The organism is Pararhodobacter zhoushanensis, assembly GCF_003990445.1.
In the GTDB taxonomy this organism is placed as follows: domain Bacteria; phylum Pseudomonadota; class Alphaproteobacteria; order Rhodobacterales; family Rhodobacteraceae; genus Pararhodobacter; species Pararhodobacter zhoushanensis.
Window position 1 is genome coordinate 174,476 of sequence record NZ_REEZ01000006.1, and the last position, 15,484, is coordinate 189,959.

Annotated in this window: 12 protein-coding genes; 11 read left to right on the forward strand and 1 reads right to left on the reverse strand. The window is 67.4% G+C overall.

Features of this window, described 5'->3' with window-relative positions; all coding sequences use genetic code 11:
* Nucleotides 1-161 precede the first annotated feature (161 nt).
* From EAE28_RS14930 to EAE28_RS14960, 7 genes are all read left to right on the forward strand, one after another.
* Nucleotides 162-1,307 carry an FIST N-terminal domain-containing protein gene (locus EAE28_RS14930; protein ID WP_127107652.1) on the forward strand — a complete coding sequence of 382 codons (1,146 nt, stop codon included), beginning with the start codon at nucleotides 162-164 and terminating at the stop codon, nucleotides 1,305-1,307.
* Nucleotides 1,304-3,523 carry a hybrid sensor histidine kinase/response regulator gene (locus EAE28_RS14935; RefSeq protein ID WP_127107654.1) on the forward strand — a complete coding sequence of 740 codons (2,220 nt, stop codon included), beginning with the start codon at nucleotides 1,304-1,306 and terminating at the stop codon, nucleotides 3,521-3,523. Before EAE28_RS14930 ends, EAE28_RS14935 begins: the two co-directional genes overlap by 4 nt.
* Before the next feature lie 93 nt (nucleotides 3,524-3,616).
* Nucleotides 3,617-4,531 carry an AAA family ATPase gene (locus tag EAE28_RS14940; protein WP_127107656.1) on the forward strand — a complete coding sequence of 305 codons (915 nt, stop codon included), beginning with the start codon at nucleotides 3,617-3,619 and terminating at the stop codon, nucleotides 4,529-4,531.
* 85 nt (nucleotides 4,532-4,616) lie between these two features.
* Nucleotides 4,617-5,873, forward strand: coding sequence for a vWA domain-containing protein (locus tag EAE28_RS14945; protein WP_127107810.1), 1,257 nt, complete (start codon nucleotides 4,617-4,619; stop codon nucleotides 5,871-5,873).
* A gap of 424 nt (nucleotides 5,874-6,297) precedes the next feature.
* Nucleotides 6,298-8,139, forward strand: a complete 1,842-nt coding sequence (locus tag EAE28_RS24365; protein ID WP_127107658.1) for an OmpA family protein — start codon at nucleotides 6,298-6,300, stop codon at nucleotides 8,137-8,139.
* A 219-nt stretch (nucleotides 8,140-8,358) separates the two neighbouring features.
* Nucleotides 8,359-9,321 (forward strand): XdhC family protein, encoded by a 963-nt coding sequence (locus EAE28_RS14955; protein WP_127107660.1) that lies wholly within the window; start codon nucleotides 8,359-8,361, stop codon nucleotides 9,319-9,321.
* Nucleotides 9,321-10,310 (forward strand): molybdopterin-binding protein, encoded by a 990-nt coding sequence (locus EAE28_RS14960; RefSeq protein WP_127107662.1) that lies wholly within the window; start codon nucleotides 9,321-9,323, stop codon nucleotides 10,308-10,310. Before EAE28_RS14955 ends, EAE28_RS14960 begins: the two co-directional genes overlap by 1 nt.
* Before the next feature lie 154 nt (nucleotides 10,311-10,464).
* Here the strand turns inward: EAE28_RS14960 and EAE28_RS14965 are convergent, their stop codons facing one another.
* A complete protein-coding gene (locus tag EAE28_RS14965) occupies nucleotides 10,465-10,962 on the reverse strand; it encodes a YciE/YciF ferroxidase family protein (RefSeq protein ID WP_127107664.1) in 498 nt (165 codons plus the stop codon).
* 225 nt (nucleotides 10,963-11,187) lie between these two features.
* Here EAE28_RS14965 and EAE28_RS14970 point away from each other — a divergent pair, with 225 nt between their 5' ends.
* The 4 genes from EAE28_RS14970 (at nucleotide 11,188) to EAE28_RS14985 (ending at nucleotide 15,477) form a co-directional block, all read left to right on the forward strand.
* Nucleotides 11,188-11,376 carry a DUF3008 family protein gene (locus tag EAE28_RS14970; RefSeq protein WP_127107666.1) on the forward strand — a complete coding sequence of 63 codons (189 nt, stop codon included), beginning with the start codon at nucleotides 11,188-11,190 and terminating at the stop codon, nucleotides 11,374-11,376.
* Nucleotides 11,377-11,807: 431 nt separating this feature from the next.
* Nucleotides 11,808-12,323, forward strand: coding sequence for a 2Fe-2S iron-sulfur cluster-binding protein (locus EAE28_RS14975; RefSeq protein WP_127107668.1), 516 nt, complete (start codon nucleotides 11,808-11,810; stop codon nucleotides 12,321-12,323).
* A complete protein-coding gene (locus tag EAE28_RS14980; RefSeq protein ID WP_127107670.1) occupies nucleotides 12,320-13,294 on the forward strand; it encodes an FAD binding domain-containing protein in 975 nt (324 codons plus the stop codon). The genes EAE28_RS14975 and EAE28_RS14980 overlap by 4 nt, the downstream gene beginning before the upstream one ends.
* On the forward strand, nucleotides 13,291-15,477 hold the full coding sequence (locus EAE28_RS14985; protein ID WP_127107672.1) for a xanthine dehydrogenase family protein molybdopterin-binding subunit: 2,187 nt from the start codon (nucleotides 13,291-13,293) through the stop codon (nucleotides 15,475-15,477). Before EAE28_RS14980 ends, EAE28_RS14985 begins: the two co-directional genes overlap by 4 nt.
* Nucleotides 15,478-15,484: the final 7 nt, after the last annotated feature.

Genomic DNA, 15,484 nt, shown 5'->3' on the forward strand with positions numbered 1-15,484 from the left:
ACTCACGCCAACGACTCCACCCAGCACGCGCTCTCCAACGAGGCACCGCGCGGGGGAACCCCGCGCCGGCGCGAGGGGGCTCGATGCCCCCGAGCGCCGGCCCCCGCTGGACAAGCCCACCCCTGCACCCTAGCCTGACAGCGCATCACCGGGAGGGCAGGATGCCGACAGAGGTTCTGCACGTTGCCGAATGTCCGGCCGACGACCCGCGCGCGGCACAAACTCTCGTGCGTGCCCTGCACCCTTCCGGCTTCGCGCTGGTCGTGGTCTTCGTCTCCCCCCTCGCCCCCGACCCTGCCGCGCTCATCCGCGATCTCTCGCAACGCCTCGCCCCCGCGCCGGTGATCGGCTGCACCACCGCCGGTGAGATCGGCGCGCAAGGCTATGCCGAGGGGCTGATCGTCGCCATCGGCTTTCCCGCCGCGCATTTCGCCGCCGAAACGCTTCTGATCCCCGACCTTGCCCGCCTTGATGCCCAAGCCGCCATCGGCGATCTGATCCGCCTGCGCGGTGCGCTGGCGCAAGCCAACCCGGACCGCGAGCATGAATTTGCCTTTCTGCTGGTCGATGGTCTGTCCGCCAAAGAGGATGAACTCGCCTCGGCCCTCGCCCCCGGTCTTGGCGCCACCCAGCTCTTCGGCGGCTCGGCGGCGGACGGGGTGCGGTTTCTTGAGACTTTCGTCTTCCACAACGGCGAAGCCCTGCGCAACGCCGCCGTCGTCACCGCCCTGCGCACCGATTGCCCGGTCCGCGTCTTCCGCTTCGACCATTTCCAGCCCAGCAACACGCGCATGGTGGTCACCAGCGCCGATCCCTCGCGCCGCCGCGTGCAAAGCATCAACGCCGCCCCCGCCGCGCAGGAATACGCGCGCCTTCTGGGCAAAGACCCCCACCAGCTGACCCCCTTCACCTTCGCCGCGCATCCCGTCGTCGTGCGGGTCGGCGGGCGGCATCATGTGCGCTCGATCCGGCAGATGGACGAAAACGGCGATCTGATCTTTTTCTCGGCCATCGACGAGGGGCTGGTGCTGACCCTCGCCGAACCGATGGACATGGTCGAGCACCTGTCGCGCTCGCTGGGTAGCCTGACCACCCACGCCCCGCCCCGCGCGATCCTCGGCTGCGACTGCATCCTGCGGCGGATCGAGGCGCAGGAGAAGCAGCTTTCGGGCCAGATCTCGACCCTGCTCCGCCTGCATAACGTCACCGGCTTTTCGACCTACGGCGAACAGCTCAACGCCATGCATGTGAACCAGACGCTCACCGGCGTCGCCCTCTACGCCCCGCCCGCCAAAGCCCGACCATGAGTCCCACCCGCACCGCCCAGACCCTGCTCAACCCCGCCGACTCGGCCGAGCGTCAGAATGAAAAGCTTCTGCGCATCGTCGAGGTGCTGATGCGCCGTGTCGAGCAGGGCACCGACCTTTCCGGCGCCGCTTATGCCCAGTTCGAGCGCGCCGCGATGCTCGAAGATCAGGTCCGCGCCCGCACGCGTGAGCTGGAAGCAGCGCTCGATCTGCTCAACGAATCGAACGCCCGCCTCGCCTCGGCCAGCCGCGAAGCCGAAGCGACCCGCCGCAACCTTTCGGACGCCATCGAGACCGTGCAGGAAGGCTTCGGCCTTTTCGGTCCCGACGACATCCTCGTAATGAGCAATTCGCGCTTTGGCCTGCAATTGCAGGACATCCGGCCCGGTCTGGTCCCCGGTCTCAGCTTCGCCGGCTATGTCGATCTGGTCAGCAGCTCGGGCCAGCTGTCGCTGCCCGAGGGCATCACCCAGCAAGACTGGGTGCTCCACCGCCTGCAACGCCACCGTGAGAACAGCACCGTGTTCATCGTCGCGCTCAAGGGCGACCGCTGGCTGCAGGTGTCCGAGCATCGCACCGGCGACGGCGGCACGGTAATCTTGCAGACCGACGTCACCGACATCATCCGCGCCGAGCGCAAGGCGCGTGGTCAGCTGCTCGATGATCAGGCCCGCGTCATCCGCGCCACGCTGGACCATATCACCCAAGGCGTGTGCATTTTTGATCCCGAGGCCCGGCTGATCGGCTGGAACGCCCGCGCCGCCGAGTTGCTTGCTGTCAGCCGCACCCGGTTCCGCCCCGGTCTGGCCTTTGACGACCTTGTCGAGCGCCTCAACGAACGCCTGCGCCCCGGAGAGGAAACCCGCATCATTGGTCTGCGCGACTGGGTGGCCAGCCCCTCGCCCCGCGCGGCGCTGCGGTTCGAGGTCACGCGCAGCGGTGATGTGGTGCTGGATGCCTTCGCGCAGGAAATGCCCGACCGGGGGTTCGTCATCTCCTTCACCGACATCACCACCGAGCGCCGTGCTATCGCCGCCCTGAGCCGCGCCAATGAAACGCTGGAGGTCCGCGTCGCGGGCCGCACGCTGGAGCTGCGCGACGCGCTGGCACAGGCCGAGCGCGCCAATGCCGCCCGCTCGCGCTTCGTGGCCGCTGCCAGCCACGACCTGTTGCAACCGCTGTCTGCCGCCAAGCTGTTTCTGGCGTCGATGGAGGATGAATCCCTCAACCCCCGCGCCCTGGACGCGCTGTGCAAGACCCGCTCGGCGCTGCAATCGGTCGAAACCCTGCTCGACGCCCTCCTCGACATCTCGCGCCTCGAAAGCGGTCGCCTCAGCGTCTCGCCTCAGCCGGTGAGGCTCGCCACGCTGCTGGCCCGTCTGGGCGAGGAGTTCGCCCCTATCGCCCAGGAGCGCGGCCTCTCCCTGCGGCTGCGTCCGACCGATAGCGTGGTGATCTCGGACCCCACCTGGTTGCGCCGCATCCTGCAAAACCTGATCGGCAACGCCCTGCGCTACACCGCGCGCGGCGGCGTGCTTGTCGGTGTTCGGCAGGGCGCGGCAGGCCTGCGGGTCGAGGTGACGGACACCGGCCCCGGCATCCCCGAATCCGAACGCGAGGCGATCTTCCGCGAGTTTCACCGCCTCAACGCCCGCGCCTCGGCCTCCGAGGGCATGGGCCTTGGCCTCGCCATCGTCGAGCGCGCCGCCGCCCTGCTCGGCCATGCCGTCACGCTGGATTCTCACGTCGGCCAAGGGTCGCGCTTCGTGCTCCACCTTGGCCCGACCGCCGACTGCACCCCGCCCGGCCCCGTCGCCGACGCGCCCCCCCGCCCCGATCTGCCGCAGGATCTGATCGGCCTTCTGGTCGCCGAAGACGCCGACATGCGCCGCGCGCTGGCGCATCTGCTCGAAGGCTGGGGCGTCAATGTCTTCGATGTCCCCGACGGGGCAGAGGCCCTGTCCCTGCTCGACGAAACCGGCCTCGCCCCCGATTTCGTGCTGATCGACACCCGCCCCGGGGCCGAGGACGCGGGCCTCGCCCTGATCCGCGACCTGACCGCCCGCTACGGCCCGCTGCACGCCCGGATGCTCGCCACCGCGCGCGCCGAACCCCTGCGACTGCGCGCTATCCGCGCCGGTGCGCCGCTGCTCTACAAACCCGTCGATACCGGCCTTCTGCAGCGCTTCATCGCCGGGGCGCGCCGGTCCGGCTGACCCTGTGCTTTGGTCGCACCCGCCGCTCACAGCGCTTGACCTTGCCCCGTTGCCCACCCAGCATGCCCCCGGATCAGCCAGGGAGGAACCGGCGTGAGCCAGACCACGATTGCCAGCATCGACGATGTGCAAGCCCTTCTCGCCTCGCAGAACTACGTCTGCGGTCGCCCGCTGGCGACGGTGGGGTTTCTGGCGCTCAAACTGGGCCGTCCGCTGTTTCTTGAGGGCGAGGCAGGCACCGGCAAGACCGAGATCGCCAAGGCCATCGCCACCGGTCTGGGCCGCCGCCTGATCCGGCTGCAATGCTATGAAGGCCTCGACGCCTCCAGCGCAGTCTATGAATGGAACTTCGCTGCGCAAATGGTCGCCATCCGCACCGCCGAAGCCAGTGCCGCCACCGACCGCGCCGCGCTCAAGGATGAACTCTTCGGCCCCGACTACCTGATCGAGCGCCCGCTCCTGCAAGCCATGCGCCCGCAACCCGGCGGCGCGCCGGTGCTGCTGATCGACGAGATCGACCGCACGGATGAGCCGTTCGAGGCTTTCCTGCTCGAAGCCCTCAGCGATTTTCAGGTCACCATCCCCGAACTCGGCACCATCACCGCGCCCGAACCGCCCATCGTCATCCTCACCTCGAACCGCACGCGCGAGGTCCATGACGCCCTCAAACGCCGCTGCCTCTATCATTGGGTCGACTACCCCGATTTCGCCCGCGAGATCGAGATCCTGCGCGCCCGTGTGCCGCAGGCCGCCGACAGCCTGAGCCGGGAAATCGTCGCCTTCGTCCAACGCCTGCGCGGCGAGGATCTGTTCAAGAAACCCGGCGTGGCCGAGACGATCGACTGGGCCAAATGCCTGCTGGCGCTCGACGTGATCAGCCTCAGCCCCGAGGTCATCGCCGACACCCTTGGCGCGATCCTAAAATATCAGGACGACATCGCCCGCATTCAGGGCTCCGAGGCAAAGAAAATCCTCGACGAGGCGCGCAAATCTCTGGCCCCGACGTGACCCCCGCCTCATCATCTTGTCACAAATACTCGACGGGGGTCCGGGGGTGTCAAACCCCCGGCGCGCGCCACGGGCGGGCGGCCCGCTGATGCAGTACCCAGACCTCCCCCTGCCCGAAAACCCCAAGCTGGTCGAAAACCTCACCCATTTCGCCCGCGCCCTGCGCAAGGCCGGGCTGCCGGTGGGACCGGGCCGGGTGATGACGGCGATCGAGGCGGTCGAGGTCGCCGGGTTCACCTCCAAGCCTGATTTCTACTGGACCCTGCACGCCGTCTTCGTGTCCCGCCCCGAGGAACGGCAGGTCTTCAACCAGATCTTCCGCCTCTTCTGGCGCGACCCGCGTTACATGGAGCACATGATGGCGCTCTTGCTGCCCACGGTGCAGGGCGCGCAGGATGACACACCCGCCGCGCCGGGGACCAAACGCGCGGCGCAGGCGCTGCTGGACGGGGTGATCGAGCCGCCGCCCCCACCGCCCGAGGATGAGGAAACGACCGAGATAGAGATCGACTCGACGCAAACCGCCTCGACCGAGGAACGCCTGCGCCGGCTCGATTTCGAGCAGATGTCAGCCGAGGAAGTCGCGCAGGCCAAGCGGATGCTGGCGCGGCTCTCGCTGCCGGTCAAACCCCTGAAAACCCGCCGCCTTTCCCACGATCCCACCGGCCAACGCGCCGACTGGCGGCGCACGCTGCGCGCCTCGATCCGCACGGGTGGCGAGATCAACGCCATCGCCCGGCGCAGCCCCGGCACGCGCTGGCCCGCCCTGGTGGTGCTGTGCGATATCTCCGGCTCGATGTCGGATTATTCCCGCATGGTCCTGCATTTCGTCCATGCCGTCGCCAACCGGCAGGGTCAGGGCTGGGCCCGCGTGCACGCGTTTACCTTCGGCACCCGCCTGACCAACATCACCCGCCACCTGCGCGCCAAGGATGCCGACGCTGCGCTCAACGCGGCGGGGCACGAGGCACAGGACTGGCAGGGCGGCACGCGGATCGGCGCCTGCCTGCACGACTTCAACCGCGACTGGTCACGCCGGGTGCTGGGTCAGGGCGCGGTGGTGTTGCTGATCACCGACGGGCTGGAACGCGATGACCCCGCGCTGCTGGCGCATGAGATGGAGCGCCTGCATCTGTCGGCCAAGCGGTTGATCTGGCTCAATCCGCTCTTGCGCTGGGACGGGTTCGCGCCGCGCGCCCAAGGCATCCGCGCCATGCTGCCCCATGTCGACACCTTCCGCGCCAGCCATTCGGTTGAGTCGTTGCAGGCGCTGGCGCAGGCGCTGTCCGACCCGCGCGACCACGGCGAAAAAGCGCGCCTGATGGCCCTGTTGGCCCGCTAGGTTTTCGAGCTGCGCCTAATTTGCGCGCAACAGACCGGCAATCTTAAGGGAAAATTCAGACGTTGCGCTAAAGATGTGACGGATTGACACATATTCGTGCGCAGATCTTGGACTTCGCCAGTGAAGCGCATAGGTGAGCGTCAGAGCCGGGATCCTCCCTCCCTGGCTCTCCCCGGGCCCTCCCCCGGGTGGTAGAGTGGCCGCCGCGCATCCTCCCCGTCGCGGCGGCCCCAAACCCCCAACCACTCCTGTTTCAGCCCCGGTGCAGCGCGGTCACGTTAAGATGACCTCGCAATAAAGCGTCATCATTTCAGCCTGTTAGCCCCTGTTCAGCTCGATCACTGACGGCCTGACAGACGAAACGGCGGAACGTTTCCGGCGCATGGGCCGTTTCCTCTCCAACACAGGATGAGTCGGAGTCCCTATGAAACGCAGTCTGTCCACCACCACCGCCCTCGTCACCAGCTTCGCGCTGGCCGTCCCCATCACCTTTCCGCTGAGCGCGCAGGAAGTCTCTGGCAGTGCCGAGGCCTCCGGCTTTGTGTGCGACGACTCGTTGAGCGCCGAGGAGTGCGCAGCGGCCGAAGCCGAAGCGCAGGCGCAAGGAGGTCAGGACGAGGACGAGGGTGTGCTCGACTCGATCGGTGAGGCGGCAAATGGCGCGCTCGAAAGCGCCAGCGAAGCCATTGGTGGGCTGTTGGGCGGCGCTGAAGAAACCGCCGATGACGCGGCGGATTCGACCGGCGAGGCCGTCGGCAACGCCGCAGAGGCCACGGGCGATGCCATCGATTCCGCCGCTGAAGTCACGCAAGACGCCGCTGAAGCGACCGGTGAAGCGGTTGACGAGGCTGCCACAGCCACCGGCGACGCGGTTGAGCCCGCGCTCGACGCGACCGAAAACGCTGCCGAGGGTGCTGTCACCACCGCCGAAGATCTGGCCCAGCAGCTTGAAAGCCAGTCGGAAACCGGCGGCGCAGACGCAACCGTAGAGGCCGATGTCACGACCCAGACTGAGGCGCAGTCCGAACCCGCCCCCGCCAGCGGCGATGACACCGTTGTCTCGGCCCAAGGCGATGAAGCTCCGGCCACAGCCCCCGCTGAAACGCAAGAGCAAGCCCAGACCGAAACGCCCCCCGCAGCCGACCCTTCCGCTGAAGCCCAAGGCGATCTGATCGTCGAAGGTCCGTCCGAGGCTGCGATGGAAGCCGCGACCGGACAGGCCGACGAGAGCATGGCCACCTCGGGCGATGCCACCGTGGTTGACGAAGTGACCGAAACCGTCACCGAAGAAAACGCCCGCAGCTCGGATCAGGATTTCGCCCCGGCGCAATCCAACGCCCAGGCCGATGCGCAGGCGAATGCTGAAGACGACAACGACACCCGCTTCCTGCAAGGCGCGCTGCTGGGCGCTGCCGGTGCTCTCGTTGTCGGCGCACTGCTGAACGGCAACCGTGAGGTCGTCAGCACTGCCCCCGACCGCGTTGTCGTGCGTGACCAGAACGGCAACCTGCAGGTGCTGCGCGACGATGACGCGATCCTGCGCCAGCCCGGTGCCGAGGTTGTCACGCGCAATTACTCGGACGGCTCGGCCCAGACCATTGTCACACAGCGGGACGGCAGCCAGATCATCACCGTCCGCAGTGCCGAAGGCCGCGTGATCAAGCGTGTGGTGGTCGCGACCAACGGCACCGAAACCGTGCTGTTCGACGATACCGTGCAATATGACCCGGTCGACGTGGCCACCCTGCCCGAGCCAGTGCGCAACACCGCGCCGCAGGTTGACCCCACCAACGAGGACGCTCTGCGCTCCGCGCTGATGCAGCAAAGCGCCGTGGGTCGCCGCTTCTCGCTGAACCAGGTGCGCCAGATCGACCGCGTTCGCTATCTGGCCCCGTCGGTGCAGGTTGAGAACATCACCTTCGCCACCGGCTCGGCGGCCATCTCGCCGACCGAAGCACAGGATCTTCTGGCGCTGGGTGAGCTGATGACCGGCCTCATTCAGGACAACCCCAACGAGGTCTTCCTGATCGAGGGTCACACCGACGCCATCGGCAGCGCCGTGTCGAACCTGACGCTGAGCGACCGCCGCGCGGAATCGGTGGCGCGGGCGCTGACGGAATATTTCGGCGTGTCCCCGGCCAATATGGTGCCGCAGGGTTACGGCGAAAGCGATCTGCGCGTCTCGACGCAGGAAGCCGAACGCGCCAACCGCCGTGTGGTTGTGCGCCGTATCACGCCGCTGCTGCAGGTCACTCAGGCCAACTGAACCGCCTGAGACAACCGCCCCGGCACCCAAGCGGTGCCGGGGCTTTTTGCTGCGCGCGTCAATGTCCCATCAGGGGACAGCGGCATGGATCGTTTATTTTCAGCGGCTTGCCCCCCGCCGTTAACCCTTTCTTAACCCCGCTTGCCGTCTTGTGCCCGGCGAACGTCGCACTGGCATTCTGCTGCCCGTGGCCTCATATTACCCGCGGGAGGACCCGCCATGCAGCATGACCGTATCCCTGAAATCGCTCTGGACTGGCACCGTGAGGGCCGCGGCGCCGCGCTGGCCACGGTGATCGAAACCTGGGGCTCGGCCCCCCGCCAGCCGGGCAGCCAGCTGGCGATCTCTGGCGCGGGTGAGATCATGGGCTCGGTCTCGGGCGGCTGCGTCGAGGGCGCGGTCGTGGTCGAGGCGCTTGAGGCGCTGGCCGATGGCAAGCCCCGCCTGCTGACCTTTGGCGTCAGTGATGAAACCGCGTTTTCCGTCGGTCTGGCCTGCGGCGGCACGATCCGCGTGCTGGTTGAACCGATTGGCAAAGCGATGCCGGTCGCCATGCTGGAAGACGTCGTCGACGCCCGCGCGGCGCGCAAGCCGCTGGCCTATGGCGTGGCGATTGAGAGCTGGGAACGCCGGCTGATAAGCCCCGACGAGCTGCCCGACCGCTTCCGCAGCGACCGATCGGGGATGGAGGAAACGGGCGAGTTCATCGCGCTCTTCAACCCGCCTCTGCGCATGCTGATCGTCGGCGCGGTCCATATCGCCCAAGCCCTTGTTCCGATGGCGAAACTGGCGGGTTACGACCCGGTTCTGATCGACCCGCGCGATGCCTTCGCCAGTGCCGAACGCTTCCCCGATACCGTGATCCGCCACGACTGGCCCGATGAGGGTCTTCTGGCCGAGGGGCTGGACATGCGCACCGCCGTGATCACGCTGACCCATGACACCAAACTCGACGATCCGGCGATCCTCGAGGCGATGAAGTCGGACGCCTTCTACATTGGCTGCCTTGGCTCGACCCGCACCCATGCCAAACGGCTGGAGCGGTTGCGCAACGCCGGGATCACCGACGCGCAGATCGACCGCATCCACGCCCCCGTCGGCCTGAACATCGGCGCGAAATCCCCGGCCGAGATCGCGGTGTCGGTGCTGGCGCAGATCACCCAAGTGTTGCGGCAGGCGTAATGGAGTTCGGTCCGGTCCCGCTGGATCAGGCCTTGGGCGCGGTGCTGGCCCATTCGGTGCCGCTGGCGCGCGGACGGCTGAAAAAGGGCAAGGTGCTGGAAGCGGCTGATCTGGCCGCGCTGGCCGACACCGGGCGCGACAGCGTGATCGCCGCGCGGCTTTCGCCCGCCGACATGGGCGAGGACGCCGCAGCACTGGCGGTGGCTCAGGCGCTGGTGACGGGGGCTGAGGGGCTGAGCCTGCAGATCGTCGGCACCGGGCGGGTGAATGTGCTGGCGACCGGGCCGGGACTGGCGCGCATCGCCGCCGATCAGGTCCACGCGGTCAACGCCGCCGACCCGGCGATCACGCTGGCCACGGTGCCGGAATGGCAGCGTATGGAGCCGGGCGGCATGGTCGCCACCGTTAAGATCATCGCTTACGGCCTTGATAAAGCGTCGGTTTCCAAGGCTTGTGTGGCCGGAAAATCAGCGCTGTCGCTCGCAGGCCCGGTACTGACAAACGCCGTGATGATCGAGACCACGGTCGGCAAGGGTCTGGGCGACAAGGGGCACCGCGTGACCGAGGCACGCCTCGCGCGGCTGGGTGTCAGCCTCGCGCCCGAATGCCTCGTCGCCCATGAAGAAAGCGCGCTGGCGCAGGCGCTCACGCAGGCCACGGGCGATCTGATCCTGATCCTCACCGCCTCGGCCACCTCGGACATCCGCGATGTCGCCCCCTCGGCCCTGCGCCGTGCGGGGGGGACGGTGGCGCATTTCGGCATGCCGGTCGATCCGGGCAACCTTTTGTTCATCGGCATGCTGGGCGCGCGCCCGGTTGTCGGCCTGCCCGGCTGCGCGCGCTCCCCGGCGCTGAACGGCGCGGACTGGGTGCTGGAACGGCTGATCTGTGGCGTCGCCATCACCGCCTCGGACATCCGCCGCATGGGCGTCGGCGGTCTGCTCAAGGACATCCCGACCCGCCCGCGCCCCCGCAGCGATCCCGGTTAACAAACCCTTAACGCCCAACTTTATGCCTCAAATATCCTGGGGGGTGAATGCGCGGCACGCGCAGAGGGGGGCTAGCCCCCCTCCACCTCGTTTCATCCCGATGCCGGTAGGCTGCAGGCGCAAAGCCGCGCACCTGCAACCCTTTCCACCCCCCCTAGCCTGCCGCGACCGCTTCCCGGTTCGCGCCATCCTCGGCGATGCCTGTCAGGGTCTTGTCGGCCTTCATCTCTTCGGCCAGCGTTTCGTCGAAAAGCGCCACAACCGCGCTGGGGTACAATTCGACCGCCCATTGGCGCAGGGCACCGTAGCGCGCGATCTCGTAATGCTCGACCGCCTGCGCTGCCGCGATGAGCCCAGCGTCCATGGCGGGCGAGTCCTTGTAGGACGACAGGTGCTCCTCGCCTTCCTCGATGATCCCGTCGATCGCCGGACAGGTCTTGCCGCGTGCCGCCTTGCCAAGATGCTCGAACACCTTTTGCAAGCGCTCGACATGGGTTTCGGTCTCTTCGCGGTGGTCTTCGAACGCCGTGCGAAGTTCGGGCGACTGCGCCCCGCGCGCCATCTTGGGCAGCGCTTTCAGGATGCGTCGCTCTGCATAGTAGATGTCGCGCAGCGTGTCGTAAAAAAGGGTTTCAAGGGTCTTGTCAGCCATGGGAAGTCTCCTTGGTGAAACGTCTGCTCAGGGGGCCATCGGGCCCGCGCTGTCACAACAGGGTTGGTGCCCGGATGTTCCCGGCGGCACGATCATCCGGATGCTGTCAGGGTTTTGAGACCCTGCTGCGCCGCGGCGTGCGCCCTGAGGGCCGCTGTCGGGAACATTGCGCGCGGCGGGTTGGTTGAACCTGTATCACCCCCACTTTGTCACAAGGAGCCAGCCATGCCCGCCCAGTCAAAAGCCCAGCAGAAAGCCGCCGGAATGGCGTTGTCGGCCAAGCGCGGCGAGACGCCGAAAAGCGATTTGAAGGGTGCCGCGAAGGAGATGCTCGACTCGATGACCGAAGCCGAGCTTGAAGACTTCGCCACCGGCTCGCGCAAGGGAAAGCCCGAGCACAAAGCTACGTCGTAGCACGCCATCGGAAGCCGTGCATGACACCCCCGGACAACACTCCGCGAGCGTCGGGACCGGCGACAACGTCGCGGTCAGCGATCCCTGCTGGGAACCGATGACGAGGCGGTGAGCACCCCGCCGACGCCGCTGCAGGTCCGCACGGCGCGTTCGCACGAAGCCGGGCGCGCGCCAGCCCATTGCCCACAAACCGACACCCGCCGAGATCAACGGTGGCGTGCGGTGGTGGACGGCAGCCGTGGTTATCCACATCGCGTCGGCGGTTTTGGGAGCCGCGTGGGCGCTGATCGGCTGACACCGCCCCTTTCGCATCCCGGCCGCAAGCGCGCCCGACAAGGGAACATTCCCCAGCCTGAGCTGTTGCCCCTTGTATGGAATTCGCAACAGGAGCACCCGATGCCCTTAGCCACCCTCAGCCCCGCGCCGCAGCCATGAAGCTGTCGTTCAGTGTGAATGGAACCCCCCGGACGCTGGATCTGGACCCGCGCGTCACCTTGCTGGACGCGCTGCGCGAGCATTTGCAGCTGACGGGCAGCAAGAAAGGCTGCGACCATGGGCAATGCGGCGCCTGTACGGTGATCGTTGGCGGGCGGCGGATCAACGCCTGCCTGAGCCTTGCAATGATGCATGAGGGCGACGAGATCACCACCGTTGAGGGGCTGTCTGGCGAGGGGCTTTCCGTTCTGCAACAAGCGTTCATCGAGCATGACGGCTTTCAATGTGGCTATTGCACGCCGGGGCAGCTGTGCTCGGCGCAGGCGATGCTGGACGAAGTGGCCGAAGGGTGGCCCAGCCACGTGACCGAGGATCTCAATGCCCCCGCCCAACTGACCCAAGCAGAACTGGCGGAACGGATGAGCGGCAACCTGTGCCGCTGCTCCTGCTACCCCGGCATCAATGCGGCGATCCTGCAGGCGGCGGGCACAAAAGCGGCGGACCCGGCATGAGACCCTTCGACTACAGCCGCGCCGCCGATGCCGACACCGCCTGCACTGCGGCCTGCGCGCCGGATGCGGCGTTTATCGCGGGCGGTACCAACCTGATAGATCTGATGAAGCTTGAGGTGCTTGCGCCCAGCGCGCTGATCGACATCGGTCATCTGGGGCTGGATCAGATCGAGGAGCAGGGTGACGACCTGCGCATCGGGGCGACGCTGACCAATGCAGAACTGGCAGCGGATCACCGCGTGCGTCGGCGCTGGCCGGTGTTGTCGCGTGCCCTGCTTGCCGGAGCCTCGGGCCAGCTGCGCAACAAGGCCACCACCGGGGGCAACCTGCTGCAACGCACACGCTGTCCGTATTTCTACGATACCGACACCGCCTGCAACAAACGCAACCCCGGGACGGGGTGCAGCGCCATCGGCGGCGAGCAGCGCAATCATGCCATTCTGGGCACGTCCGAGGATTGCATTGCCCTACACGCCAGCGACATGGCGGTCGCGCTGCGCGCCTTGGATGCGAAGGTCGAGGTGCGCACCGCCGGGGGTAGCCAGCGCCGGATCGACCTTGCCGATCTCTACCGCCTTCCGGGCGACACGCCGCATATAGAGACCTGTCTCGCGCCCGGAGATCTGATCACGGCGGTGCATCTGCCCGCCGCGCGCGGTGATCGGCAGCAGTATCGCAAGGTGCGCGACCGGGCCTCGTACGCCTTTGCGCTGGTCTCGGTCGCGGCGGTTGTCGGCATGAAAAATGGACGCATCGACCATATCGCGCTGGCCTTTGGCGGGCTTGGCACGCTGCCGTGGCGCGACCCCGACATCGAGGCGCTGCTGACCGGAGAAGTCCCCAGAACGGCCCTGTTCGAGCGGGCGGCCGACACGTTGATGCGCGACGCCGAGCCGCAGGACGGGACTGCCTTCAAGGTGGCTCTGGGAAAACGGGTGCTCAAAGCGGTGCTGACGGAGGTGACGGCATGAGTGTCGAGATGAAGATTGACGGCCCCGAGCAGGCCCAAGGCGATCAAACCGGCGCGCAAGCGGTGCTGGGGTACGCGGCTGACCGTCCCGAGGGTGGCCTGAAGGTTACCGGTGCCGCCCCCTACGCCGCCGAACCCTGCCCTGCGAACATGGCGCATGGCTTTCTGGTGCGCGCACCCGGTTTGGGAAAGGTGCGCTTGACGAACCTTGAGGTCGTGCAGGGCATGGCCGGTGTGCTGACCGTCCTGCGCGACGACCGCATGATCCGAAACGCTGCGCAGGGCACCAGCGAAGGCGCACCGGTGCAGGGCGTCGATCAGGCCGAGTATGTCGGCCAGCCCATCGCGCTGGTTGTGGCCGAGAGTTTCGAACAGGCCCGCCATGCAGCGCTTGCCCTGCGTGTCGACACCGCCGGGGACGATCTGGTGGTGAACCCGCAGGATGCTGTAGCCGCCGATGACGACATCGACGAAACCGCGCAGGGTGATCTGGAGAGCGCCTTTGCCAGCAGCGCGCACCGGATCGACCAGACCTATACCACGCCGTCCCTTATCTCGGCGGCGATGGAACCGCATGCGGCGCTGGCCGAGTGGGATGGCGACAAGCTGGTGCTGCGTGCCTCATTGCAGATGCTCAAATACAGCCGCACCGAGATTGCCGATTGTGTCGGGATCGCCCCCGAGGATGTCCGGGTGCTGGCCCCCTATGTCGGCGGCGGCTTTGGCTCGAAGCTGGGCATTTGCGCCGAAGCGGTTGCGGCGGCGCTTGCCGCGCGCCAGCTTGGCAGGCCCGTGCGGGTGGTTCAGCACCGCCGGCAGGTGTTCGAGGTGAACACAAGGCGCTCGGAAACCACCCAGCGCATCCGGCTTTGCGCCGATATGAACGGGCAGCTCACCGGGATTGGTCATCAGGCGCTTGTGTCGAACCTGCCGGGCGAGGATTTCGCCGAGCCCGTGCTTCAGGCCACGCATTTCGCCTATGCCGCGCCGAACCGATTGCTGCGCCGCGAAGTGCTTCGCCTGCACCGGCCCGCCGCAGGATCGGTGCGCGCGCCGGGCGAGGCTGTCGGGGTAACCGCTTTCGAGATCGCGATGGACGAGCTGGCCTGCGCTGCCGGGATCGACCCCGTGGCGCTGAGGTTGCGCAATATCCCCCGCAACGATCCCGAAAGCGGCCTGCCCTTCTCGTCGCACCGGCTGGCGGAGTGCCTGACGGATGGGAGCCGCCGCTTTGGCTGGTCCAAGCGCCCCACCGCCCCACGTCAGCAGCGCGAGGGGGAATGGTGGATCGGCACGGGCATGGCCGCTGCGTTCCGGGTCAATTCGATGATGGAAGCCGAGGCGCGCGTGGTGCTGTCCGCGCAGGGCGTCAGGGTGGAAACCGACATGACCGATATCGGCACGGCCAGCTACGCCATCCTGGGACAGATCGCGGCGGAGCGGCTGGGCCACCCTTTGAGCCGGACCGAGGTGATCCTTGGTGACACGGATCTGCCGCCCTCCTCGGGTTCGGGCGGGTCGTTCGGGGCCGCGTCGACCGGAACGGCGGTGTGGCTGGCCTGCGAAGAGCTGCGCCGCATGCTTGCAGGCAGGATGGGCTGCGACGCGGCGGATCTGACGCTCAAGGACGGTTACGCGCTGTGCGACAACCGCCGCCGCGCGATTGCGGACCTGCTGGACGGCGCGTCTGTCACTGGCCATGGCCGTGTCCAACCCGGTGAGGCGGGCGACAAGGTTCGTCAGGCCACCACCGGCGCGCATTTCGCCGAGGTTGCGGTCAGCGACATGACCGGTGAGGTGCGCGTGCGCCGCCTTGCCGGGACCTATGCCGCCGGGCGCATCCTGAACCCGCGTACCGCGCGCTCGCAGTGTCATGGCGGCATGACCTGGGGCATTGGCATGGCGCTGACCGAGGCCTTGATTCATGACCGCCGCGACGGCCATGTGGTGAACCGCGACTTTGAGGCGTTCCATCTGCCGGTCAATGCCGATGTCCCCGATCTTGATGTCGCCTTTGTCGAGGACCGCGACGACTGGCTGGGCCCGCTGCGCGCCAAGGGTCTGGGCGAGTTGAGCATTTGCGGCGCGGCGGCGGCAGTGATCAACGCGGTCCACCACGCCTGCGGTGTCCGCGTGCGCGATCTTCCCGCCACGCCGGACCGTGTGCTTGAAGGGTTGGTGTGAGGGCCGC